Genomic DNA, 22,645 nt, shown 5'->3' with positions numbered 1-22,645 from the left:
GCCGCACCGGCCCGGCGGGGACGGCGGCGCTGTGCGAAACTGGGCGCGATGACCCACATGCTACCGCCAGCCCCCGACGGGCGGCGGAGCCTCGCCGACGTCCTGCCGGGCGCCCTCGACGCGCTCCTGGGCCGCCCCGGCCTCTTCGGCTCGCCCCGCGTCGAGCGGATCGTGGTCGTCCTCGTCGACGGCCTGGGTGCCGCGAACCTCCGCCAGCGCGGGGGCCACTCGCGCACGCTCGCCCCGGCCCTCAACCGCGGCACCACGCTCGTCTCGGGCTTCCCGACGACCACCGCGGCGGCCCTGGCGAGCCTGACGACGGGCCTGCGCCCGGGCGGGCACGGGATGGTCGGCTACCGCGTGCTCGACCGCGCCTCCGACCGCCTGGTCAACCAGCTCTCCGGCTGGGACGAGGGCATGGTGCCCGAGACGTGGCAGCCCCACCCCACGGTCTTCGAGCAGGCCTCGGCCGCCGGTGTCCGGGCCGGAGTGATCGGCCCAGCGCGGTACGCCCGCTCCGGTCTCACGCGGGCGATCCTGCGCGGCGCCGAGTACCACTCCGCCGGCGGCGTCGCCGAGCGCTTCACGGCGGCGCGCGCCCTGCTCGACGAGGGCGGCCGGCAGCTCGTGTACCTCTACGTCCCCGAGCTCGACCAGGCGGCGCACGCGCGCGGCTGGGAGTCGCCGGAGTGGACGGCAGCGCTCGAGCTCCTGGACGGGGAGGTCGGCGGAGCGGTCCGCGGGCTCTCCGCCCGCGAGAGCGTGCTGGTCACCGCCGACCACGGCATCGTGGACGTTCCGGCGTCCTCGCACGTGCTCGTCGAGCGGGGACCGCTGCTCGAGGGCGTCCGGCACCTCGGCGGAGAGCCCCGCTGCCTGCAGCTGCACCTCGAGCCGGGTGTGGACCCCGACGAGGTGGCGCGGCGCTGGATCGAGGCGGAGGGCGCACGCGCCTGGATCGCGACGCGCGACGGGGTCGCTGCGAGCGGCTGGTTCGGCGAGGTCTCGCCGGCGGCGGCCGAGCGGATGGGCGACGTGTTCGTCGCGGCACGGAGGACCATCGCCTACTACGCGGCGGACGACTCCTCCGGCCGCTCGATGATCGGGCAGCACGGGTCGCTCACGCCGGAGGAGACGCAGGTGCCGCTCCTCCGCTTCGGCGCGCTGGCCTGAGCCGGGCCGGAGGGACGGGGGGCACCGTCCACCCCGGCGGCGCCGCGCCGGCGGAGGATCAGTCGTCGCTGCGCGCTCCGAAGACGATCTCGTCCCAGCTCGGCATCGACGCCCGCCCCCGGCGGAGGCTCCCGCGCACGCCCGACGGCTGCTCGGGGACCGGGGGAGCGGTGCGCGGCGGCTCCGGTGCCTTCTCGACGGGAGGAGCGGCCTCGGCCTCGGGCTCCGGCTCCTCGCGGACGCGGAGGCTCGAGGCGTGATCGCGCTCGCCCCGGCGGCGCCGCAGGGCGTCGAGCAGGTCGGCGGTGTCGTTGAGGTTACGCTCGCGCTGCTCCGTCGTGCTGGTGACGGGGCGGGGGAGCGTCGAGATCGGGCGCGGGGTCTCGGAGAGGGCCGGCTGCGGCTCCGTGTCGGAGGGGCGGACGGCGGCCGGCCGGGCGTGCGGCATCGCGGCGGGGCGGCCGGCGGTGGGGTGGTCGGCCCGGGCGGAGCGGGTCGGCGCCTCCGCGGACTCCGGGTCGAAGCGCGTGGCGAGCTCGTCGACGGCGGCGGGGATGACGGCGCGCAGGCGCGGGATGAGGGTCGGCCGGATCTCGCCCTGCTGCGAGAGCGTGATCGCCTCGGAGGTCAGCGGCGACAGCAGCGCCTTCCGCGGGTCGAAGCGCCAGCGGGCGTCGTGGTCGATCTCGTCCGAGCGGAAGAGGAGCTTGACGACCCAGCCCTCCTCCTCCTTCCAGCTCGACCACTGCTCGCCCTCGGCGCCGAGCGACGCGAGGCGGTCGCGGATGACGTCGCCGAAGGGCGTGTCCTCCTCGAGGGGATCGGGGTCGGTGGTCGTGTAGACGCGCACGGCGAGGGCGGACGCGACGATGTGCTCGCGCTCGGCCGTGACGGGTCCCTCGAAGCGCTGGACGTAGCCCAGGTCGGCGCCCGTGAGCTCGGCGACCTCCTCGGCGGAGAGCCCGGAGCGGATGTGGGCCTGGATCTCGCGGGGGGAGACGCGCTTCTCGCGCGGCGGGAGGGTGTGGACCCGCGGCCGCAGCTGGCTCTGCAGCGTCTCGTCGATGCGGACCGAGAAGCGCTCGCCGCCCTCGGACACGAGGACGAGCGATCCGCCCTCGACGCCGATCACCTTCAGTTCCATCATCGTGGGGACCCTCCTTCTGGACGCGGACCGGGCAAGGATGCCACGCGCCCGGGCGATCGGCCGGGAATACCCCGGGCGGGTCGAAAGTTGGTGCGGAAGGAGGCGGGGCGAGCGGGTGTCAAGAGCCGTTCGAGGTGGTTTGCGAATCGATGCGTCGTGATGCACACTGACCCCGCCGATTTGTTGAACAGCAGAAATAAGAAGTGGATGGGAATGGCTACGGACTACGACGCCCCCCGCAAGACCGATGACGACTCCGAGTCGATCGAGGCCCTGAAGGAGCGAGTCCCCGACAAGATGTCCGGAGTCGTCGACGTCGATGACGCCGACAACCCGGGCGGATTCGAACTGCCCGGTGCCGATCTGTCCGACCTCGATCTGGACGTCGTGGTCCTTCCGCCCCAGGCGGACGAGTTCACGTGCGTGAGCTGCTTCCTGGTGAAGCACCGCTCGCAGATCGACCACGAGGAGAAGCTCGGGCCGATCTGCTTGGAGTGCGCCGCTTAAGCGCCTCCCGGCTCCGAAGGACGACCGCTCCGTCGCCGTGATCCCCGGATCGCGGCGACGATGTCGTCCGGGCGGCGAGTGGAGACCAGCCAGTACGGCGTCGGGTCGGCCGGATCCTCGATCGGGACCCGCACCACCTCCTTCACCCAGCCGCGGATGACCAGGTACGCCCGCGCGTCCAGGCGCGTCCCGCGCTCGGCGAACGCCTGGTCCCCCGAGTAGGAGGACGGCTCGCCCACGAGGTCCAGCGGGATGTGCGCGCGGCCGGCGCGCAGCTCCCCCTCCGCCACCTCGATCACGGGGGAGAGGGCCAGCAGCGACAGCACGCAGCCCGCGTACAGCACGACCGCGACGATCACCCCCACCGCGAGGTCGATGGGCGCGAACACCAGGATGCTGGCGGGGATCACGAGGGCGGTGGCGACGAAGAGCCAGGGCGCGGGCCACAGCCTCTCTCGGTAGGACGGCATGACCCTATTGGATCAGACGTTTGGTCTACCCTCGTCACGTGCCTGCAACCGTCGACGTCCCGATCACCGCGGACCGGCTCCCCTCCTACGCCCGTCCGGGCGACGCGGGAGCCGATCTCCACTCGACGGAGGACGTGGTGCTCGCCCCCGGTGAGCGCGCCTCCGTCGGCACAGGGGTGGCCGTCGCCCTCCCGGAGGGCCACGCCGGCTTCGTCGTCCCCCGCAGCGGGCTGGCCTTCAGGCACGGCATCACCGTCGTCAACGCCCCCGGAACGATCGACGCGGGCTACCGCGGTGAGATCCGGGTGGCGCTGCTGAACACCGACAGCCGCGAGACGTACCGCGTCTCGGCGGGGGACCGGATCGCGCAGCTCGTGATCGTCCCCGTCGTCCAGGCGAGGTTCACGGCCGTCGACGAGCTTCCCGAGTCGGTCCGCGGCACGGGCGGCTTCGGATCCACCGGGTACGCCGCCGGCGCCCAGGAGACCAGAATCCACGAGGAGAGCGCATGAGCGACATCCAGCCCACGGCCGGCGAGGCCGCCGAGCCCGTCCAGCAGGACTTCGAGAAGTCGGCGCCGGAGGACCGCGCGGAGGCCGGGCCCCTGGACGAGCGCGAGGCCAACCCGGTCCGCCCCTACATCGACCTCGGCGGGGTGAAGGTGCTTCCCCGCGAGGGCATGCACATCCGCCTCGAGGTCGAGGAGGGGACCAAGCGCGTCATCGCCGTCGGCCTCGACTACGCAGGGTCGACGCTGCAGGTGCAGCCCTTCTCCGCGCCGCGCTCCTCGGGCCTCTGGCACGAGATCCGCGGCCAGATCGCCGAGCAGATCGGCCGTCAGGGCGGATCGACGACGGAGCGCGACGGCGTCTTCGGTCCGGAGCTCGTCGCCGAGCTCCCGATCGCCGGCGGCCAGACCCGCGTCGCCCGGTTCGTCGGCGTCGACGGTCCGCGCTGGTTCCTCCGCGGCGTGATCGCCGGAGCCGGAGCCGTCGACGAGCAGGCGGCCGCCTCGGTCGAGGAGCTCTTCCGCAGCATCGTCGTGGTCCGCGGCAGCGGCCCGATGCCTCCGCGCGACCTGATCCCGCTGAAGGTGCCGACCGGCAGCCAGACCCAGCAGAGCGCGAGCTGACCGGCATGGAGCCGGTGCGGCCCGAGGACCCGGCCCGATCGGAGGAGCCGGTCCGGCCCGAGGTGGGCGACGCGATCGCGCAGGCCGCCCGCCGCTCGGGACTCGGCGCGGTCGCCGACGGCGAGCCGTTCGACGGGAAGGCGCTGCTGCGCACCATGGGCGGCGTCCGGGGGATCCTCGAGGCCGTCGTGCCCGGCATAGCCTTCGTCCTGCTCTACACGGTCACCTCGGAGCTCGTGCTCTCGCTGGTCGCATCCGTCGGGCTCGCCGTGGCGTTCACGGTGGCGCGGGTGCTCGGCCGGACGCCGGTGATCCAGGCCGTCGGCGGACTGCTCGCCGTGGTGGTCTCGGCCGCACTGGCGCTGTTCACCGGGCGGGGCGTCGACAACTTCGCCCTGGGGCTGCTCACCAACCTCGTCTACGGGCTCGTCTTCCTCCTCTCCGTCCTCGTGCGCTGGCCCCTGATCGGCGTCGCCGCCGGCTTCCTGATGGGGGACGGCACCGCCTGGCGATCCGATCGGCGCAAGCGCCGCCTCTTCGGCGCCCTGACCCTCGCGTGGGCGGGGCTCTTCCTCCTGCGCCTGGCCGTGCAGTACCCGCTGTTCCTCGCCGAGGACACCACGGCGCTGGGCATCTGGAAGCTGGCGCTCGGCCTGCCCCTGTACGCGCCGCTGCTGGTGCTCACCGTGCTCGCCGTCCGGGCCGAGTACCGCGGAGCCGGCGAGCGCGCCGATGCGGGCGATGCTCCGGATCGTGCATAGAATTGTCTCGACGTCGAGATAAATAGCGCTCGCCTCCCCGCACCGTCGCGGCGAGGTCGACCGGGCGCCTCGGCGTCGAGGAGTTAGGTCCTCCTTGGTGGCAGGCCGCTGTGCGCGGTCGTCAAGATGAGGACGGAGAGCGGCTCCGCCCGTCGGCGGACGCTGCAGTCAGCGAAGGAGAGGGCGACGTGTCCGCGGTAGACAGCTTTGGATCGAAAGACACCCTGAAGGTCGGCTCGGCCGACTACGAGGTGTTCCGCATCGACCGGGTCCCCGGTCACGAAAAGCTCCCGTTCAGCCTCAAGGTGCTGCTCGAGAACCTCCTCCGCACGGAGGACGGCGCGAACATCACCGCCGACCACATCCGCGCCCTCGGCGAGTGGGTCCCAGAGTCGGAGCCCGACACCGAGATCCAGTTCACGCCGGCCCGCGTGGTCATGCAGGACTTCACCGGCGTGCCCTGCATCGTCGACCTCGCCACGATGCGCGAGGCCGTCGCTGCCCTGGGCGGCGACGCGAACCGGATCAACCCGCTCGCGCCCGCCGAGATGGTGATCGACCACTCCGTCATCGCCGACCTCTTCGGCACCGAGGACGCGCTCGAGCGCAACGTCGAGCTCGAGTACGAGCGCAACGGCGAGCGGTACCAGTTCCTCCGCTGGGGCCAGACCGCCTTCGACGACTTCAAGGTCGTCCCGCCCGGAACCGGCATCGTGCACCAGGTCAACATCGAGTACCTGGCCCGCATCACCATGACCCGCGAGGTGGGCGGTGCGCTGCGCGCCTACCCCGACACCTGCGTCGGCACCGACTCGCACACGACGATGGTCAACGGCCTCGGCGTGCTCGGCTGGGGCGTCGGCGGCATCGAGGCCGAGGCCGCGATGCTCGGCCAGCCCGTCTCGATGCTCATCCCGAAGGTCGTCGGCTTCAAGCTCACCGGCTCGATCCCGACCGGCGTGACCGCGACGGACGTCGTGCTCACCATCACGCAGATGCTGCGCAAGCACGGCGTGGTCGGCAAGTTCGTCGAGTTCTACGGGGCAGGCGTCGCCGCGGTGCCGCTCGCGAACCGCGCCACCATCGGCAACATGAGCCCCGAGTTCGGCTCCACCGCCGCGATGTTCCCCATCGACGACGTGACCCTCGACTACCTGCGCCTCACCGGCCGCAGCGACGAGCAGATCGCCCTCGTCGAGCAGTACTCCAAGCTGCAGAAGCTCTGGCACGACCCCGCGGTCGAGCCGGTCTTCAGCGAGTACCTCGAGCTCGACCTCGGCACCGTCGTCCCCTCGATCGCCGGCCCGAAGCGCCCGCAGGACCGGATCGAGCTCTCGTCCGCTAAGACGCAGTTCGAGTCGGACCTCACCAACTACGCGGACGTCTCGCACGACATCGTCGACCTGACCATCGCGGAGTCGTTCCCCGCCTCCGACCCCGGAGAGCTGCAGCCGCAGGACGAGCACAGCAGCCACGAGCACACCCACCGCTCGCACGCGCCGGCGACCGCCTCCAAGCCGACCACGGTCGAGCTCGGCGAGGGCGGGACCTTCACGATCGATCACGGCGCCGTCGCGATCGCGGCGATCACCTCGTGCACCAACACGTCGAACCCGTCCGTCATGCTCGCGGCCGGCCTGCTGGCCCGCAACGCGGCGCAGAAGGGCCTGAAGGCCAAGCCGTGGGTCAAGACCACGCTGGCGCCCGGATCGAAGGTCGTCACCGACTACTACGAGAAGGCCGGCCTGACCGAGTCGCTCGAGGCGCTCGGCTTCTACACGGTCGGCTACGGCTGCACGACCTGCATCGGCAACTCCGGCCCGCTGCTCGAGGAGATCTCGGCCGCGGTGCAGGACAACGACCTCGCCGTGACCGCCGTGCTCTCGGGCAACCGCAACTTCGAGGGCCGCATCAACCCGGACGTGAAGATGAACTACCTGGCGAGCCCCCCGCTCGTCATCGCCTACGCGCTCGCCGGCTCGATGAACTTCGACTTCGAGGTCGACGCGCTCGGCACCGACTCCGACGGCAAGGACGTGTTCCTCAAGGACATCTGGCCCGACGCGGCCGAGGTGCAGGCGACGATCGACTCGTCGATCGACAAGTCGATGTTCGACACGCAGTACGCGGGCGTGTTCGACGGCGACGAGCGCTGGCGCGCGCTGCAGACCCCCGAGGGCTCGATCTTCGAGTGGGACGAGTCGTCGACCTACGTGCGGAAGCCCCCGTACTTCGACGGCATGACGATGGAGACGACCCCGGTCACCGACATCGCCGGTGCCCGCGTGCTCGCCAAGCTCGGCGACTCCGTCACGACCGACCACATCAGCCCCGCCGGCTCGATCAAGGCCGACAGCCCCGCCGGCCGCTACCTCGACGAGCACGGCATCGACCGCAAGGACTACAACTCCTACGGCTCGCGCCGCGGCAACCACGAGGTGATGATCCGCGGCACGTTCGCGAACATCCGCCTGCGCAACCAGCTGCTCGACGGCGTGGAGGGCGGCTACACCCGTGACTTCACGCAGCCGGACGCCCCGCAGTCGTTCATCTACGACGCGTCGCAGAACTACCAGGCCGAGGGCACCCCGCTCGTCATCCTGGGCGGCAAGGAGTACGGCTCCGGCTCGTCGCGCGACTGGGCGGCCAAGGGAACGAGCCTGCTGGGCGTCAAGGCGGTCATCGTCGAGAGCTTCGAGCGGATCCACCGCTCGAACCTCATCGGCATGGGCGTCGTCCCGCTGCAGTTCCCTGCGGGCGAGAGCTGGGAGTCGCTGGGCCTCGACGGCACCGAGTCGATCAGCATCTCGGGCATCGAGGAGCTGAACGAGGGCGTCACCCCCAAGACGGTCCACGTCGTCGCCGAGCCGACCGAGCACTCGGCCGAGGGCAAGCAGACCGTCGAGTTCGACGCGGTCGTCCGCATCGACACCCCCGGTGAGGCGGACTACTACCGCAACGGCGGCATCCTGCAGTACGTGCTGCGCTCGCTCGTCTAGATCAGCCGCAGAGCGTGTGCGCCTTCCCTGCGGGGGAGGCGCACACGCGTTCCCGGGGGCCCCGTGCGTAGACTCGGGAGACGTCCCCACCTCGCTCACGACCCCGGAAGGCGGCGCGCATGGCTGTTCTCGAGACCATCGGCGGTCCTCGCGATCTCGATCGCCTGACCGCGGCCGAGCTCGAGACGCTGGCGCAGGAGATCCGCGACTTCCTCGTGCGCGAGGTCTCGAAGACCGGCGGCCACCTGGGGCCGAATCTCGGCGTCGTCGAGACGACCATCGCGATCCACCGGGTCTTCGACTCGCCGCACGACGCGATCGTGTTCGACACCGGTCACCAGTCCTACGTCCACAAGCTGCTCACCGGTCGCCAGGACTTCTCGAAGCTCCGGCAGCGCGGCGGCCTCGCCGGCTACCCGCAGCGGAGGGAGTCGCCACACGACATCGTCGAGAGCTCGCACGCCTCCAGCTCGCTGTCCTGGGCGGACGGCATCTCCCGCGCCTTCACGATGACCGGCCAGACCGACCGCCACGTCGTCGCGGTCGTGGGCGACGGCGCCCTCACCGGCGGCATGACCTGGGAGGCGCTGAACAACATCAGCGACGACAACTCCCGCGGGCTGGTCATCGTGGTCAACGACAACGGGCGCTCCTACGCCCCGACCATCGGCGGCATGGCCCGCTTCCTCAACGGCGTCCGCACGCGGCCGACCTACCGCACGATGCACCGCGGCTCCCGGGCCGTCTCGGAGCGGCTGGGCGGCCCCGCCGCCGCCGTCTACCGCGGCGTTCGCGGCGGGCTCCACGGCTTCCTCAGCCGCTTCATCAACAACGAGGCGCTCTACTCCAACCTCGACATCAAGTACCTGGGGCCGATCGACGGACACGACCTGACGGCGATGGAGGAGGCTCTCCAGCAGGCGAAGGACTACGGCCAGCCGGTCATCGTCCACGCGATCACCCAGAAGGGCAAGGGCTTCGGTCCGGCCGTGCACGACCTCGCCGACCAGTTCCACGCCGTCGGGCAGATCGACCCCGAGACGGGCGAGCCGCTGAGCGCGGCCGGGGCCCGCTCGTGGACCTCGGTGTTCGCCGAGGAGATCGTCACGCTGGCCGACGAGGACCCGACGATCGTCGGCATCACGGCCGCCATGCTCCGGCCCGTCGGTCTCGACCGCCTCGCGGAGAAGTACCCGGAGCGCGTCTTCGACGTCGGTATCGCGGAGCAGCACGCCGTGACCTCGGCCGCCGGTCTCGCCTTCGGCGGGCTGCATCCGGTCGTCGCGCTGTACGCCACCTTCGTGAACCGCGCCTTCGACCAGGTGCTGATGGACGTCGCACTGCACCGCGCGGGCGTCACCTTCGTACTGGACCGCGCCGGAGTCACCGGGCCCGACGGTCCGAGCCACCACGGCATGTGGGATCTGGCGATCCTGCAGGTCGTCCCGAACATCCGCCTCGCCGCTCCGCGCGACTCCGTGCGCCTGCGCGAGGAGCTGCGCGAGGCCGTGGGCGTCACCGACGCGCCGACCGTGGTGCGCTTCTCGAAGGGGAGCGTCGGCGACGAGATCGACGCCGTCGAGCGCCTCGGCGACGGGGTCGACGTGCTCGCCCGCGCCGAGCGCAAGGACGTGCTGCTGGTCACGGTCGGGCCGATGGCCGCGATGGGTCTCGAGGTCGCTCAGCGGCTCGCGGCCCAGGGCATCGGAGCCACCGTCGTCGACCCCCGCTGGGTCGTGCCCGTGCCCACCAGCATCATCGAGCTCGCCCGCGAGCACCGCATCGTCGTCTCGATCGAGGACGGGGTGCGCGTCGGCGGGATCGGCACGCGCATCCGCCAGGACCTGCGCGAGGCCGGCGTGGACACCGCGGTGACCGAGCTCGGGCTGCCCGACCAGTTCCTCGACCACGCCAAGCGCGAGGAGATCCTCGAGGACGTCGGACTCACTCCCCAGCACATCGCTCGCGACGTCGTCGCGCAGGTGCTGGGCAGCAAGATCCCGGTCGCCCGTCCGCTCCCGGACGAGGTCGAGGCCCGGGACGACGCCCGCAGCGACTGATCGGCCGTCGGGACCCGTCCCTCAGGCGACGCACGGAAGGGGCGCCGGATCCGATCCGGCGCCCCTTCCGCGTCACGGCACTCCGCGTCAGTCGACGCCGCGGATCGCGGGGTGGTGGAACGTGTCCCCGAACGCCCGCTCGCTCGCGCCGACCCGGTCGAGGTAGGGCGTGAGCCCGCCCATCTGGAACGGGTAGCCCGCGCCCAGGATCAGGCAGAGGTCGATGTCCTCCGCGGCGTGCACGACGTCGTCGTCCAGCATCCGCTTGACCTCGTCCGCGAGACCCGTCTCGACGCGCAGCCGCAGCTGCTCGGCCGTCATCGGCTCCGTGCCGCCGGAGACGATCGCGACAGCGCGCTTGTCGACGCCCTTCACCCGCCCCTTCGCGTCGCGCTCGAAGACGTGGCCGAGCTCGGCGAGGCGGTGCAGGTTGGGGCTGTCGAAGAAGCGGTCGGGGAACGCGGCGTGATGGGTGTCGAGCACGTGCGCGCCGACCTTGAGGCCCACCAGCTCGAGCAGCTCGAACGGGGTCATCGGCAGGCCGAACGGAGCCAGCGACTGCTCGACGACCTCGAAGGGAGTGCCCGTGTCGACCGCGTGCATCGCCTCGCCCAGGACCTTCGCCAGCACGCGGTTCACCACGAAGCCCGGGGTGTCGCGCGTGATGACGGCGTTCTTCTTGAGCTTCGCGGCGGTGACCATCGCCGTCGAGAGGGTCTCGTCGTCGGTGTGCGGCGTCCGGACCACCTCGATCAGCGGCATGACCGCGACCGGGTTGAAGAAATGGAAGCCGACGAGGCGCTCGGGGTGCTCCAGCCGCTCGCCGATGCGCTCGACCGAGAGGGACGAGGTGTTGGTCGCGAGCACCGCCGTGGGCGAGACGTAGCGCTCGATGTCGGCGAACACGTCCTGCTTCACCGACAGCTCCTCGAAGACCGCCTCGATCACCCAGTCGGCGTCGGCGAAGTCGGAGCGGTCGGTCGTGCCGGTGATCAGCGCGCGGAGGCGGTTCGCGTCGTCGGGGGAGACGCGTCCCTTCGCCAGCAGCGCGTCTATCTCGGCGCGGATGCCCGCGACGCCCTTGTCGACCCGCTCCTGGTCGAGGTCGGTGATGACCACCGGCACCTGGAGGCGGCGGAGGAAGAGCAGCGCGAACTGCGAGGCCATGAGGCCCGCGCCGACGACCCCGACCTTGGTGACGGGCTTGGCCAGCGCCCTGTCGGGCGCTCCCGCGGGACGCTTGGCGCGCTTCTGCACCAGATCGAACGCGTAGATGCTCGCGCGGAACTGGTCACCCGAGATCAGGTCGGCCAGCGCCTCGTCCTCGGCGGCGAAGCCCTCCTCGCGGGTGGTGTTCTTCGCGGCCTTGAGAAGCTCCAGCGCGCGGTACGGAGACGCCGCGACCGTGCCGATCCGCGACTCCAGCTGCTTGCGAGCGATCGAGATCGCGACGTCCCACTTGACCAGCCGCTCCAGCTTGCCGGGTGCGTTCGGCCGCTCCACCTTCACGGAGCCGCCGATCACGCCGTCGGCCCAGCGGAGCGAGTCCTCGAGGAAGGCGGCGGGCGGGAAGATCGCGTCGGCGATGCCGAGGTCGAACACCTCCTGGCCCTTGAGCGTGCGGTTGTTCTTGAGCGGGTTCTCGACCACGACCTTGAGGGCGTTCTCGATGCCGATCAGGTTCGGCAGGAGCCACGCGCCGCCCCAGCCGGGGATGATGCCGAGGAAGACCTCGGGGAGCCCGAGCGCGGGGATGGAGGAGTCGACCGTGCGGTAGTCGGCGTTCAGGCCGATCTCGGTGCCGCCGCCCAGGGCGAGGCCGTTGATGAAGGCGAAGGACGGCACGCCCAGCTCGGCCAGCATCCCCAGCGTGCGGTGGCCCAGGCGCGCCAGCTGGCGGCCGAGCTCACGGCTCGGGATGGCCCCGACCTTGCTGAGGTCGGCTCCCGCGGCGAGGATGAACGGCTTGCCGGTGATGCCGACCGCCTGGATCTCGCCGCGCGAGGCGCGCTCCTTCTGCGCCAGGAGGACGTCCGCCAGCTCGAAGAGCGACGCCGGCCCGAAGGTGTTGGGGCGGGTGTGGTCGCGGTCGTTGTCGAGCGTGATCAGAGCGAGCGTTCGGCCGCTGGGCAGCGGCACGTCGCGGACGTAGGAGTGGGTGACGACCTCGCCCTCGGCGAGGTCCTCGAGGTTCTCGAATCCGTCGAGCATGGGTCAGCGTCCCTTCCGTCGTCCGCGCTTGCCGTCGTAGTGCGGGTTCTCCCAGATCACCGTGCCGCCCTGGCCGAGGCCGACGCAGAGGGCCGTCACGCCGTAGCGGACCTCGGGGTGCGACTCGAACTGCCGGGCCAGCTGGATCATCAGCCGGACCCCGGAGGAGGCGAGCGGATGGCCGATCGCGATCGCTCCGCCGTACTCGTTGACGCGCGGGTCGTCGTCGTCGAGGCCGAAGTGGTCGAGGAAGGAGAGCACCTGCACGGCGAACGCCTCGTTGAGCTCGAAGAGCCCGATGTCCTCGATGCCCAGGCCCGCCTTGCGGAGCGCCTTCTCGGTCGAGGGAACCGGGCCGATGCCCATGATCTCGGGCTCGACGCCGGCGTACGCGAAGCTCACCATCCGCATCTTCGCGGACAGGCCCAGCTCCTGCGCGGCGTCGGCGCTGGCCAGGAGCGACACCGTCGCTCCGTCGTTGAGCCCGGAGGAGTTGCCCGCGGTCACCCGGCCATGGGGGCGGAACGGGGTCCGCAGGCCCGCGAGGCCCTCGAGGGTCGTCTCGGGGCGCGGTGCCTCATCGGCGGTCGCGAGGCCCCAGCCCGCGGCGCTGCGCGTGGCGACGGGGACGAGGTCCGGCTGGACGCTGCCGGCGGCGTACGCGGCGGCGAGCTTCTGCTGGCTCCGCAGGGCGTAGTGGTCGGCGCGCTCCTTCGTCAGGTGCGGGAAGCGGTCGTGGATCCGCTCCGCCGTGCGGCCCATGTTGAGCGCGTCCTCGCCGACGAGGCGCTCGGAGAGGAAGCGCGGGTTGGGGTCGGCGCCGAAGCCCATCGGGTGCCGGCCCATGTGCTCCACGCCGCCGGCGAGGACCACGTCGTAGGCGCCGAACGCGATGCCGCCCGCGGTCGCGGTGACCGAGGTCATCGCTCCGGCGCACATGCGGTCGATGGCGAAGCCGGGCACCGACTTCGGCAGCCCGGCGAGCAGCGCTGCCGTGCGGCCGAGGGTCAGGCCCTGGTCGCCCTGCTGGGTGGTGGCGGCGATCGCCACCTCGTCCACCCGCTCCTTCGGCAGCGCGCCGTTACGCTCCAGCAGACCGATCATCGCCTTGACGACGAGGTCGTCGGCTCGGGTCTGCCAGTACATGCCCTTCTCGCCGGCACGCCCGAACGGAGTACGGACTCCGTCGACGAACACGACTTCGGATCTCTCGGCCACAATGCCTCCCAGGAACTCACGGTCGCCGTCGATCGTAGGAACCGGCACCGCGCAGCCGGAATCCTTTGCCGCTTCCTACGAAGGGGTTTCGGTGCCCTCGGCCGGCGCTTGGGCCGCTTCGACAAACGCGGTGGCGATCGAGCCCGATGTGGCCTCGACCTGCCAGGCGCGGGCGCCGGCGCGGGTGAGCTCCGCGGCGACCGACTCCGCGGTCAGCGGCTCGGGCGGGTTCCAGGCCACCCGGCGCAGCAGCTCCGGCGTGAGCAGGTTCTCGACCGGGAGCGAGAGCAGCTCCGCGATCTCGGTGACCACGGCGCGTCCCGCCTTCAGGCGCGCGTCGGCGGCCGGGTTGCGATCGCCCCACGCGCGCGGAGGTGGGAGCGTGTCGGCGGCCGGGCGGGTCGGGCTCGGCAGGTCCTCGGTCGTCGTCCCGCGCTCGATCGCGGCCCACCAGCGCTCGACCTCGCCGCGGCTGGCGCGGCCGGTGAAATCGCGGCGGCCCGAGAGCTGGCCGATGCTGGTCGGGATGTTGCGGGCGACCGCGATGATCGAGGAGTCGGGGATCAGGCGGCCGGGAGCGATGTCGCGCTCGCGGGCGAACGCGTCCCGGGCCAGCCAGAGCTCGCGCGCCACGGCGAGGGGGCGCGGGCCGCGGAGCGAGTGCATGCCGGAGAGGCGGCGCCACGGATCCGGCGGGACCGCCTTCGGGGCGCGCGCGAGCGTCGCCTCGAACTCCTCGCGGGCGATGCGCGTCTTCCGCGCGGCGATGAGCATCTCCTCCATGCGGTCGCGGAGGTCCACGAGGAGCTCCACGTCCTTCGCGGCGTAGACGAGCCAGCTCTGGGGGAGGGGACGGGTCGACCAGTCGGCGGCCGAGTGCTCCTTGGCCAGGTGGATGCCGAGGAGGTCCTCGACGACGGCGCCGAGGCCCACCTTGGGCAGTCCGAGGAGCCGGGCGGCGAGCTCGGTGTCGAAGATCCGCACCGGGTCCAGGCCCACCTCGCGCAGGCAGGCGAGATCCTGGCTGGCGGCGTGGAGGACCCACTCCTCCTGGCCGATGACCGCCTGCAGGGCGTCCATCCGGCCGATGGCGGGGGGATCGAAGAGGAACGCGCCGGCGCCGCGCCGGTAGACCTGGATCAGGTACGCGCGCTGCGAGTAGGTGAAGCCGGAGGCGCGCTCGGCGTCGACGGCGACGGGGCCCTCGCCGGCGGCGAGGGCGTCGACCGCGGCGAGGAACTCGTCGGGCGTGGAGAGGACACGGTAATCAGTCACGGTTGTTCCGTCGGAAGGCGAGCGGGGTCACACCGTCGCTCGATACGGGCGGGAGACCCGCGAGCATGCACAACAGCTCCCCCCACCCTTCCACGTGAGCGGCGAGCTGCGCATCATCCGGGCTCCAGGAGGCGCGGATCTCGATCTGCGCACCGTCCCCCTGAGCGGCCAGCTCGCCGAAACCGGTGGAGAGCACCTTGGTGGCCGTGCCGGACGCGGCGGAATAGGAGGCGCCCCGCGCCCCGAGGGCGTCGATGAGCCAGGACCAGGCGACCTCGGCGAGGAACGGATCGGTGCCGATCTCGACCTCGAGCGGGGCCTGGGCGAAGCAGACGACACGGAAGGGGCCGCCCCACTGCTCGGGCTCCTCGGGGTCGTAGAGCAGGATGAAGCGCCCCGTGCCCAGCTCGGAGTCGCGTCCGTGCGCGTGCGGCGCGACGTCGCCCGACAGGGCGAGGGCCCAGGGCGCGAGACCCGACGGCGAGGCGATCTCGGACACGGTGAGCTCGGCGCGCGTGGCAGCGGCGCGGATCGACTCCGTCGCGACCCGGAACTCCTCGGGGAGCTGGGACGACGCTGGGAATTCGGGCACGGTCGCAGACTAGGGTTCCGACGCGCCCGGGACGCGGAGGCACGCCGGGTGGGCGGCTCTCAGCGCGTGCGGCTCCAGCGGGCGTAGACGGCCCCGGAATCGTCCGCGGCCAGGAGCGTCAGGGCGTAGGCGTCGTCGACGACGGCCGTGCCCGTCGCGACCGGGAGGCCCGGCAAGACGACGCGCGGCGAGGTGGTGAGGCACAGCTCGTCGACCCGGCCCGAGGCGAGGAACTGGCCCGAGAGCGAGGCGCCGCCCTCGCAGACGACGCGGTGCAGGCCGAGCCCGGCGAGAGCCTCCAGGAGCTCGTCGACGCCGATCCGCTCCGAGGAGGACGTGACCGGGACGACCTCGACGCCGGCGGGGAGCCCCTCCACCGCGCCGCGCGACTCCGGCACCAGCAGCAGGACCCGGGAGCCCTCCTGCAGCTCCAGGCGGTGCCCGGCGAGATCGCCCGAGGCGGAGACGACGGCGAGCGGGACCCGCCGGGGAACGCGGTAGCCCTCGGCGCGGACGCTCGCGGCTCCGACGAGGACGACGTCGGCCTGCTCGCGGACGACTCCGAGGATCGTGCGGTCGACGCGGTTGGTCAGCGTCTCGCTGGTGCCGTCGGAGCCGGTGCTGGAGCCGGTGACGCTCGCGATCATGTTCAGGCGCACGCGCACCGCCTCGTCGGGACGCCAGGCGTCCGCGACCGCCGCTCGCGCGCCCTCCTCGCCGATCACGATCGGCGGACCGGCGGGGACGAGCGGCCGGAGGATCATGCGGCCAGGTGCGCGCGGACCTGCCGCTTGGTGCGGCCGAGCAGCGCGGTCATGCCGCGCAGGCGCAGCGGCGAGACCGCCTCCGAGAGGCCGATGGTCTGCGGGAAGTCGTCGGGGACGGCGAGCACCTGCTCGGGGGTGAGCCCGGCCAGGCCCTGCGCCAGGATCGACGCGAAGCCGCGCGTCGTGGGCGCCTCGCGGGGAGCAGTGGCGTGCAGGTGCACGATCCCGCCGTCGACGTCGACGACGATGAAGACGGGCGCCTGGCACTCCTCCACGCGCTCGAAGAGGTCCGGGTGGTCGCGGTAGCGCTCGGGCAGGTCGGGGAGCTCGTTCGAGAACTCGAGCAGGAGCTGCAGGCGCTCCGGCTTCTCGAGGGCGAGGAACTCCTCGCGGATGTCGCGCAGAGCGTCGGGGAGCGTGGTGTCGGTCATCCGGTCCAGTGTCTCATCGGGGGAGGGGCGGCGGGCGGTCGCAGCGGAGGCCGGGAGCCCGGATCCGGCCCGTCGACGGGCGGATCGGCGCTCCCGGCCTCCGTCGTGACGCGTCAGCGGGCCGCGGGGGCCTCGCCGGGCTCGGCGCCCTGCACGATCGGGACGCGGACGGCACTGCCCCACTCGGTCCAGGAGCCGTCGTAGTTGCGGACGCCCTCGAAGCCGAGGAGGTGGGTCAGCACGAACCAGGTGTGGGCGGAGCGCTCGCCGATCCGGCAGTAGGCGATGACGGAGTCGCCGTCCTTCAGCCCCGCGCCCTCGCGGTAGATGCCGTTCAGCTCGTCGAGGGGGCGGAAGGTGCCGTCCTCGGCGGCGGCCCTGCCCCAGGGCACGTTCTGCGCGCTGGGGATGTGACCGGCGCGCAGGGCGCCCTCCTCCGGGTAGGCCGGCGCCGTGGTGCGCTGCCCGGTGAACTCCTCCGGGGAGCGGACGTCGATCAGCGGGTTGCCGAAGTGCGCGAGGACGTCGTCCTTGAAGGCGCGGATCTCGGCGTCGCTGCGCTCGACGACGGGGTACTCGGCGGGCTCCGGGGAGGAGGCGTCGGTGGTCGTCGGGCGGCCCTCCGCGAGCCACTTGTCGCGGCCGCCGTCGAGCAGACGGACGTCCTCGTGACCGAAGAGGGTGAAGACCCAGAGCGCGTAGGCGGCCCACCAGTTGTTCTTGTCGCCGTAGACGACGACGGTGGTGTCGCGGGCGATGCCCTTGCCGCCGACGAGCGCGGCGAACGCGGCGCCGTCGATGTAGTCGCGCTGCACCGGGTCGTTGAGGTCGGTGTGCCAGTCGATCTTGACGGAGCCGGGGATGTGGCCGGTCTCGTAGAGCAGGACGTCCTCGTCGGACTCGACGACGACGAGACCGGGAGTGCCGAGGCGCTGCTCGAGCCAGTCGGCGCTGACGAGCCGTTCGGGGTGCGCGTAGGAGGCGAACTTCGGCGACGGATCGGTTTCGACGGACAAGGAGGACCTCCAGGATGGTGCGCGGAGCGCGGGCGTGATTCCACGGCGGGCTACGCTGGAGCCCGCCCTTCAGCGACAGTACGCGTCCGCGGACGACGCCGCACGGAGGGCGCCGTAAGAGTTCGACACAGAACCGCGGCGGCTCCGTGCCCGGTGCGGCCGCCGCCACTGAGCGCACTGACCCCCGCCGTGCGCAGGATGCGAGACGCGAGTGAGCCCCGACGACGTCCGATCGACGAGCAGCCTGACCGCCCGCTCGCCCCAGATCAGCGGGCACGAGATCGCGTCGACGCTGGTGCCCCCACGCCAGTTCGAGGGCGCCACCTTCGAGAGCTACCGTCCCGACCCGGAGTACCCCTCGCAGGCCGACGCGGTGGAGGCTCTGCGCGCGTTCGCCGCCGGCGGCGGATCCAAGGGAGGCGGCTTCCTGGGCTTCGGCCGGAAGAAGGCCCCCGCGGTCAAGCCGGGCGTGTACCTCGACGGCGGCTTCGGCGTCGGCAAGACCCACCTGCTCGCGGCGATCTGGCACGCGGTGCCGGGCCGCACCTACTTCGGGACGTTCATCGAGTACACCGCGCTCGTCGGCGCGCTCGGCTACGCGGCGACCGTCTCTCTCCTCAAGGGCTCGGCGCTCCTGTGCATCGACGAGTTCGAACTGGACGACCCGGGCGACACGATGCTGATGACGCGGCTCATCGGCGAGCTCGTCGCCTCCGGGACCCGCATCGCCGCGACCTCGAACACCCCGCCCAACGCGCTGGGCGAGGGGCGCTTCGCCGCGGCGGACTTCCTCCGCGAGATCCAGTCGATGGCCGCCCACTTCGAGACGATGCGGATCGACGGCACCGACTACCGGCGCCGCGACATCGAGGGCCACGCCGTGGTGCGCACCGACGAGGAGATCGACGCTCTCGTCGCGGCCGCCCCCGCCGGCTCCGTCGTCACCGACGACCCGTTCGCGGACGCCGTGCACCACCTGGGCACCGTGCACCCCTCCCGCTACATCAAGGTGATCGACGGCGTCGACACCATCGTGCTCCGGGGCGTCACCGCTCTGACCGACCAGACCGACGCCCTGCGCCTCGTGGCCTTCATCGACCGGGTCTACGACGCGCAGATCCCGGTCCTCGCCTCCGGGACGCCCCTCGACGAGGTCTTCGGCGGCGACATGCTGAGCGGCGGCTACCGCAAGAAGTACCTGCGCTCGATGTCGCGGCTCATCGCGCTCACCTCGATGGCGCCCCGCTCCTAGGGGCGGATCCGCTCTCCTCCCGGCGTTCCCGGGGTCGTCGTCGTGCCGTCCGCCAGCGCGCCGTAACGCGCTTTTTACACAGGGGCCTCGGCCGTAACCTCCGCGAAACGCGGTGCCTCACGGGACGAAACCTCGCGCCACCAGACTGTCGGCTACCCGAGGTGACCCGACACCCGCGTGTCTCCAGGCCGTGCTCCGACGCAGCGTCCTCGCTCCGGGCTTTTCTCTGCACACTCACGAGAGGTTCAACAATGGATCAAGGCAATACCGCGTTCCTGCTCATCGCAGCCGCGCTGGTCCTGCTCATGACCCCCGGGCTCGCCTTCTTCTACGGCGGCCTGGTGCGTGCGAAGAGCGTCATCAGCATGATGATGCTCAGCTTCGGAGCCATGGGCCTCATCGGGGTCCTCTGGGTCCTGTACGGCTACGCGATCGCGTTCGGCAACGGCCCGTCCGGCCCCGCAGGGACCGACACCTTCGTCGGCATCGACGGCGTCCTCGGCATCGACACCGCCCAGATCGGCCTGCAGGGCATCTACAACGACGCGCTCGGCGAGCAGACGTCGGCCTACCCGACGCTGGCCTTCGCCGCGTTCCAGGCGACGTTCGCGATCATCACCGTCGCGCTCATCTCCGGCGCCATCGCGGACCGCGCGAAGTTCGGGGCCTGGATGGTCTTCGCCGGCGTCTGGGCCACCGTCGTCTACTTCCCGGTCGCCTCGTGGGTCTTCAACTTCACCCTCGGCGACGACGCCACCGTCGTCGACGGCGGCTGGATCGCCTACGGCGTCGGCGCGATCGACTTCGCGGGCGGCACCGCCGTCCACATCAACGCCGGAGCGGCGGCCCTCGCCCTCGCCCTGGTGCTCGGCAAGCGCGTCAACTTCACCAAGGGCGCGCACCAGCCGCACAACCCGCCGTTCGTGCTCCTGGGCGCCGGACTGCTGTGGTTCGGCTGGTTCGGGTTCAACGCCGGCTCCGAGCTCGCCGCCGACGGCATCGCGGCCGTCGCCTTCCTGAACACCATCGCCGCTCCGGCCGCCGCGATCCTCGGCTGGCTCGTCGTCGAGAAGATCAAGGACGGCAAGCCCACCTCGATCGGCGCCGCCTCGGGCGCGGTCGCGGGCCTCGTCGCGATCACCCCGGCCTGCGCCAGCCTGTCGCCGTTCTGGGCGATCGTCCTGGGCGTCATCACCGGCGCCGTCTGCGCCCTGGCGATCGACCTCAAGTACCGCCTCGGCTACGACGACTCGCTCGACGTGGTCGGCGTGCACCTGGTCGGCGGCCTCATCGGAACGCTCTACATCGGCTTCTTCGGCACCGGCGTGGGCCTGTTCCTCACCGGCGACGCGAGCCAGCTCGGCAAGCAGGCCCTCGCGGCCTTCACCGTCCTCGCCTACTCCTTCGTCATGACGCTCCTCATCGGCTGGATCATCCAGAAGACGATGGGCTTCCGCGTGAAGAACGAGGACGAGATCGCCGGCATCGACACGGCCATCCACGGAGAGGCGGGCTACGTCCTGGCGGACTGACCCCCTAATCCGCAGCACCCGACGGGGTGCCGGCTCTCCGGAGCCGGCACCCCGTCGGCGCGTCCGGGCCGGGCGACCGCCGGGCGCGCCCCCGCGGGCGGGCGGCTGAGAATCCGGGCTAGGGTTCCGGGGTGCCCTCCTCGCGCTCGGTCGTGTCCCTGCTCCTCCGACTCCTCGGCCGCGCGGTCGCCCCGCGGCCGGACGCCGGGCCCCGCCCGCAGCGCCCGTACCTGAGCACGACGGCGCCGACCCCGGGCGCGAGCGGAGTGGGCCGCACCGTCGAGGTCGACCCGTCGCGGCTCCGCGGGGTCCGCCTGGGCTACGCGCCCACGCCCGACGGCGACCCGGACCCGGGCGAGGTCGTCTGGACCTGGGTGCCGTACGAGGAGGACGACGGCCGCGGCAAGGACCGCCCGGTGCTCGTGCTCGCGGTCGAGAAGTCGGGGACGGTGCTCGCCGTGCGGCTGAGCTCGAAGGAGCACTCCGACTACCTGGCCGTCGGGACCGGCGGCTGGGACCCGGACGGGCGCCCCAGCTGGGTCGACCCGGAGCGCGTGTTCCGCGTGCACCCCGCCGGGATGCGTCGCGAAGGAGCAGCTCTGGAGCGTGCTCGGTACGACGCCGTCGCCCGGGTGCTCTCGGCGCGGTACGGCTGGCACTGAGCGCTCGACGCCGTCGAGCGGCCACGAGTGGTCGCCGCTGAGCGCCTCAGGGGAGATCCCTGCGCGTCGAACGAGGGCCGTGCTCCTCGGGGGAGGCGTCAGACCGGGTCGATCGGCACGAAGCCCGCGTACTTCGCGGCGCGGCCGTCCCCGGAGGACGTGCCGGTGAGCCTGCGCTGCACCCACGGCGCGACGTGCTGCCGGTAGTACTGCACGGTTCCGCCGCGCCGGAGTGCGGCCTCGGGAGCGTCGGGCAGCGCGGCGGGCGGTGTGAGCCCGAGCGCCCGCAGGACCCGGTCGGCCACCCGCCGGTGTCCCCGCGGGCCGAGGTGCAGGCGGTCCTCCGACCACAGCTCCGGATCGGCGAAAGCGGGGTCGTGCCAGTTGTCGGCGACGACCACGTCGGTCCGATGGCTCGTCCGACGCAGGACGGCGTCGGTCAGCGCGTCCCCGCGGCGGCGGATGAGCGAGCCGAGCGGGAGCCGCGGCGACGGGTCGGCGCCGGCCAGGGCGATCAGCACGACGCCCTGCTCGTCGCAGCGCTCGAGGACGCGGAGGTAGGCGTCGGCGATCCGCTCGATGTCGGCGCGCGGGCGCAGCATGTCGTTGCCGCCTCCGTTGAAGGAGAGGTGGGTCGGGCCCAGGGCGAGCGCGGGCTCGAGCTGCTCGGCGAGGATCGGCGCGATGAGCCGGCCCCGGATCGCGAGATTGGCGTACTCGATCCGCTCGCCCGTGGCCGCCGCCCATCCCGCGGCCGTCAGATCGGCCCAGCCGCGCGGGGTGCCGTCCGGCCGCTCGTCGCCGACGCCCTCGGTGAAGGAATCGCCGATCGCGACGTAGCGGACGGCCGTCATCGGCGGGTTCCGGAGGTGCGCATCGTGGCACTGTACCGCTCCGCGGCCGGGCTCAGGCGCGGCGCCTCAGCGGGGTGACCGGTGCCGAGCGGACGCTGCTGGGGCGGTCCGGCGTCGCGGCACCCGGCGCTGCGGCGAGCAGCTCCTCCTCGGGCCGGGTGCCGGGCCGGTGCTCGCGCTCGGGACGCGGGGCGGCCCGGAACCAGGCGGCCAGCGCGGAGGACCGGCGGTGCCTCCGGTGGTCGCGGTCCAGCTCGGCGGTGCCCCGGTAGCCGGAGCCCCGGGCGATGCGGTCGAGGCCGCCGAGAGCGACGGGGGTGCTCGCCATCAGAACGGCGGCCAGCTCGAGTCGGCGGAGGGCGAGGTGCTCGTCGAGGCCGAGCCCGTAGCAGCGGCGGAACCGCAGCCGCAGCAGCAGGGCGGGCATCCGCAGCTCGGCGGCGAGGTGGTGGACGGTGAAGCGCCGATCGAGGTAGCGCTCGTTGACGAGGGCGGCCGCCGCGATGGCGAGCACCCCCGTCGCTCTCGGCGGCCTCGACCGCATCGCCCGGGGCTCCGGCTACCGGGGCACCGCCGAGCTGGACCG

The 22,645-nt window shown here is 72.4% G+C and carries 21 protein-coding genes; 10 read left to right on the top strand and 11 right to left on the bottom strand.

Annotated elements, in window-relative coordinates; translation table 11 throughout:
* Positions 1 to 48 precede the first annotated feature (48 nt).
* Positions 49 to 1,173, top strand: coding sequence for an alkaline phosphatase family protein (locus C5C99_RS14560; protein ID WP_258063710.1), 1,125 nt, complete (start codon positions 49 to 51; stop codon positions 1,171 to 1,173).
* Between the two features lie 58 nt (positions 1,174 to 1,231).
* On the opposite strand, the gene sepH is transcribed toward C5C99_RS14560, so the two are convergent.
* Positions 1,232 to 2,320: a septation protein SepH gene (gene sepH / locus C5C99_RS14555; protein ID WP_104340286.1), complete on the bottom strand. Its 1,089-nt coding sequence runs from the start codon at positions 2,318 to 2,320 to the stop codon at positions 1,232 to 1,234.
* A 213-nt stretch (positions 2,321 to 2,533) separates the two neighbouring features.
* On the opposite strand from sepH, the gene C5C99_RS14550 reads away from it, so the two are divergent.
* Complete coding sequence (locus C5C99_RS14550; RefSeq protein ID WP_055792269.1) at positions 2,534 to 2,827, top strand: DUF4193 domain-containing protein; 294 nt, start codon at positions 2,534 to 2,536, stop codon at positions 2,825 to 2,827.
* Here the strand turns inward: C5C99_RS14550 and C5C99_RS14545 are convergent.
* Positions 2,824 to 3,297 (bottom strand): DUF3093 domain-containing protein, encoded by a 474-nt coding sequence (locus tag C5C99_RS14545; RefSeq protein ID WP_104232568.1) that lies wholly within the window; start codon positions 3,295 to 3,297, stop codon positions 2,824 to 2,826. The genes C5C99_RS14550 and C5C99_RS14545 overlap by 4 nt on opposite strands.
* Positions 3,298 to 3,335: 38 nt before the next feature.
* Here C5C99_RS14545 and dut point away from each other — a divergent pair, with 38 nt between their 5' ends.
* The 5 genes from dut (at position 3,336) to dxs (ending at position 10,249) form a co-directional block, all read left to right on the top strand.
* Complete coding sequence (dut, locus tag C5C99_RS14540) at positions 3,336 to 3,809, top strand: dUTP diphosphatase (protein ID WP_104222105.1); 474 nt, start codon at positions 3,336 to 3,338, stop codon at positions 3,807 to 3,809.
* Positions 3,806 to 4,429, top strand: a complete 624-nt coding sequence (locus C5C99_RS14535; protein ID WP_104248032.1) for a DUF3710 domain-containing protein — start codon at positions 3,806 to 3,808, stop codon at positions 4,427 to 4,429. The genes dut and C5C99_RS14535 overlap by 4 nt, the downstream gene beginning before the upstream one ends.
* A gap of 5 nt (positions 4,430 to 4,434) precedes the next feature.
* Positions 4,435 to 5,190: a DUF3159 domain-containing protein gene (locus tag C5C99_RS14530; protein WP_104222101.1), complete on the top strand. Its 756-nt coding sequence runs from the start codon at positions 4,435 to 4,437 to the stop codon at positions 5,188 to 5,190.
* Between the two features lie 188 nt (positions 5,191 to 5,378).
* Positions 5,379 to 8,189, top strand: coding sequence for an aconitate hydratase AcnA (acnA, locus tag C5C99_RS14525; protein ID WP_104340285.1), 2,811 nt, complete (start codon positions 5,379 to 5,381; stop codon positions 8,187 to 8,189).
* Positions 8,190 to 8,308: 119 nt separating this feature from the next.
* Positions 8,309 to 10,249 carry a 1-deoxy-D-xylulose-5-phosphate synthase gene (dxs, locus tag C5C99_RS14520; RefSeq protein WP_104222098.1) on the top strand — a complete coding sequence of 647 codons (1,941 nt, stop codon included), beginning with the start codon at positions 8,309 to 8,311 and terminating at the stop codon, positions 10,247 to 10,249.
* Positions 10,250 to 10,336: 87 nt separating this feature from the next.
* Here the strand turns inward: dxs and C5C99_RS14515 are convergent, their stop codons facing one another.
* The 7 genes from C5C99_RS14515 to C5C99_RS14485 form a co-directional block, all read right to left on the bottom strand.
* Positions 10,337 to 12,460: a 3-hydroxyacyl-CoA dehydrogenase NAD-binding domain-containing protein gene (locus tag C5C99_RS14515; RefSeq protein WP_104340284.1), complete on the bottom strand. Its 2,124-nt coding sequence runs from the start codon at positions 12,458 to 12,460 to the stop codon at positions 10,337 to 10,339.
* Between the two features lie 3 nt (positions 12,461 to 12,463).
* Positions 12,464 to 13,678 carry a thiolase family protein gene (locus tag C5C99_RS14510; RefSeq protein WP_104268672.1) on the bottom strand — a complete coding sequence of 405 codons (1,215 nt, stop codon included), beginning with the start codon at positions 13,676 to 13,678 and terminating at the stop codon, positions 12,464 to 12,466.
* A gap of 75 nt (positions 13,679 to 13,753) precedes the next feature.
* Entirely contained in the window at positions 13,754 to 14,953 is a 1,200-nt protein-coding gene (locus tag C5C99_RS14505; protein WP_104222092.1) for a ribonuclease D, read from the bottom strand.
* Positions 14,946 to 15,545, bottom strand: a complete 600-nt coding sequence (locus tag C5C99_RS14500; RefSeq protein WP_104222090.1) for a DUF3000 domain-containing protein — start codon at positions 15,543 to 15,545, stop codon at positions 14,946 to 14,948. The genes C5C99_RS14505 and C5C99_RS14500 overlap by 8 nt, the downstream gene beginning before the upstream one ends.
* 59 nt (positions 15,546 to 15,604) lie before the next feature.
* Positions 15,605 to 16,309: a dihydrofolate reductase family protein gene (locus tag C5C99_RS14495; RefSeq protein ID WP_104337292.1), complete on the bottom strand. Its 705-nt coding sequence runs from the start codon at positions 16,307 to 16,309 to the stop codon at positions 15,605 to 15,607.
* On the bottom strand, positions 16,306 to 16,743 hold the full coding sequence (locus tag C5C99_RS14490; RefSeq protein WP_104238764.1) for a SufE family protein: 438 nt from the start codon (positions 16,741 to 16,743) through the stop codon (positions 16,306 to 16,308). Before C5C99_RS14490 ends, C5C99_RS14495 begins: the two co-directional genes overlap by 4 nt.
* A 113-nt stretch (positions 16,744 to 16,856) precedes the next feature.
* Complete coding sequence (locus tag C5C99_RS14485; protein WP_104232576.1) at positions 16,857 to 17,759, bottom strand: sulfurtransferase; 903 nt, start codon at positions 17,757 to 17,759, stop codon at positions 16,857 to 16,859.
* 211 nt (positions 17,760 to 17,970) lie between these two features.
* Between C5C99_RS14485 and zapE the strand changes: the two genes are divergently transcribed.
* The 3 genes from zapE (at position 17,971) to C5C99_RS14470 (ending at position 21,205) form a co-directional block, all read left to right on the top strand.
* A complete protein-coding gene (zapE, locus tag C5C99_RS14480; RefSeq protein WP_104340283.1) occupies positions 17,971 to 19,011 on the top strand; it encodes a cell division protein ZapE in 1,041 nt (346 codons plus the stop codon).
* Between the two features lie 251 nt (positions 19,012 to 19,262).
* Positions 19,263 to 20,543, top strand: a complete 1,281-nt coding sequence (locus C5C99_RS14475; RefSeq protein ID WP_104222080.1) for an ammonium transporter — start codon at positions 19,263 to 19,265, stop codon at positions 20,541 to 20,543.
* Positions 20,544 to 20,674: 131 nt separating this feature from the next.
* Entirely contained in the window at positions 20,675 to 21,205 is a 531-nt protein-coding gene (locus C5C99_RS14470; RefSeq protein ID WP_167299028.1) for a type II toxin-antitoxin system PemK/MazF family toxin, read from the top strand.
* Between the two features lie 98 nt (positions 21,206 to 21,303).
* Here the strand turns inward: C5C99_RS14470 and C5C99_RS14465 are convergent, their stop codons facing one another.
* A complete protein-coding gene (locus tag C5C99_RS14465) occupies positions 21,304 to 22,059 on the bottom strand; it encodes an SGNH/GDSL hydrolase family protein (RefSeq protein ID WP_104238766.1) in 756 nt (251 codons plus the stop codon).
* Positions 22,060 to 22,111: 52 nt separating this feature from the next.
* Positions 22,112 to 22,573 carry a hypothetical protein gene (locus tag C5C99_RS14460; RefSeq protein WP_104340282.1) on the bottom strand — a complete coding sequence of 154 codons (462 nt, stop codon included), beginning with the start codon at positions 22,571 to 22,573 and terminating at the stop codon, positions 22,112 to 22,114.
* Between the last annotated feature and the right edge of the window lie 72 nt (positions 22,574 to 22,645).

Source organism: Rathayibacter sp. AY1C4 (genome assembly GCF_002932195.1).
GTDB lineage: Bacteria > Actinomycetota > Actinomycetes > Actinomycetales > Microbacteriaceae > Rathayibacter.
Note: the sequence above shows the minus strand (reverse complement) of the source record. Positions and strands in the feature narration are given on the sequence as shown.

Bases quoted from the DNA above. Each gene is read 5' to 3' on its own strand.
- sepH (WP_104340286.1), bottom strand. From the start codon at position 2,320: ATGATGGAACTGAAGGTGATCGGCGTCGAGGGCGGATCGCTCGTCCTC.
- C5C99_RS14490 (WP_104238764.1), bottom strand. From the start codon at position 16,743: ATGACCGACACCACGCTCCCCGACGCTCTGCGCGACATCCGCGAGGAG.
- C5C99_RS14495 (WP_104337292.1), bottom strand. From the start codon at position 16,309: ATGATCCTCCGGCCGCTCGTCCCCGCCGGTCCGCCGATCGTGATCGGC.
- C5C99_RS14560 (WP_258063710.1), top strand. From the start codon at position 49: ATGACCCACATGCTACCGCCAGCCCCCGACGGGCGGCGGAGCCTCGCC.
- C5C99_RS14550 (WP_055792269.1), top strand. From the start codon at position 2,534: ATGGCTACGGACTACGACGCCCCCCGCAAGACCGATGACGACTCCGAG.
- C5C99_RS14465 (WP_104238766.1), bottom strand. From the start codon at position 22,059: ATGACGGCCGTCCGCTACGTCGCGATCGGCGATTCCTTCACCGAGGGC.
- C5C99_RS14530 (WP_104222101.1), top strand. From the start codon at position 4,435: ATGGAGCCGGTGCGGCCCGAGGACCCGGCCCGATCGGAGGAGCCGGTC.
- dxs (WP_104222098.1), top strand. From the start codon at position 8,309: ATGGCTGTTCTCGAGACCATCGGCGGTCCTCGCGATCTCGATCGCCTG.
- C5C99_RS14535 (WP_104248032.1), top strand. From the start codon at position 3,806: ATGAGCGACATCCAGCCCACGGCCGGCGAGGCCGCCGAGCCCGTCCAG.
- C5C99_RS14515 (WP_104340284.1), bottom strand. From the start codon at position 12,460: ATGCTCGACGGATTCGAGAACCTCGAGGACCTCGCCGAGGGCGAGGTC.
- C5C99_RS14545 (WP_104232568.1), bottom strand. From the start codon at position 3,297: ATGCCGTCCTACCGAGAGAGGCTGTGGCCCGCGCCCTGGCTCTTCGTC.
- C5C99_RS14475 (WP_104222080.1), top strand. From the start codon at position 19,263: ATGGATCAAGGCAATACCGCGTTCCTGCTCATCGCAGCCGCGCTGGTC.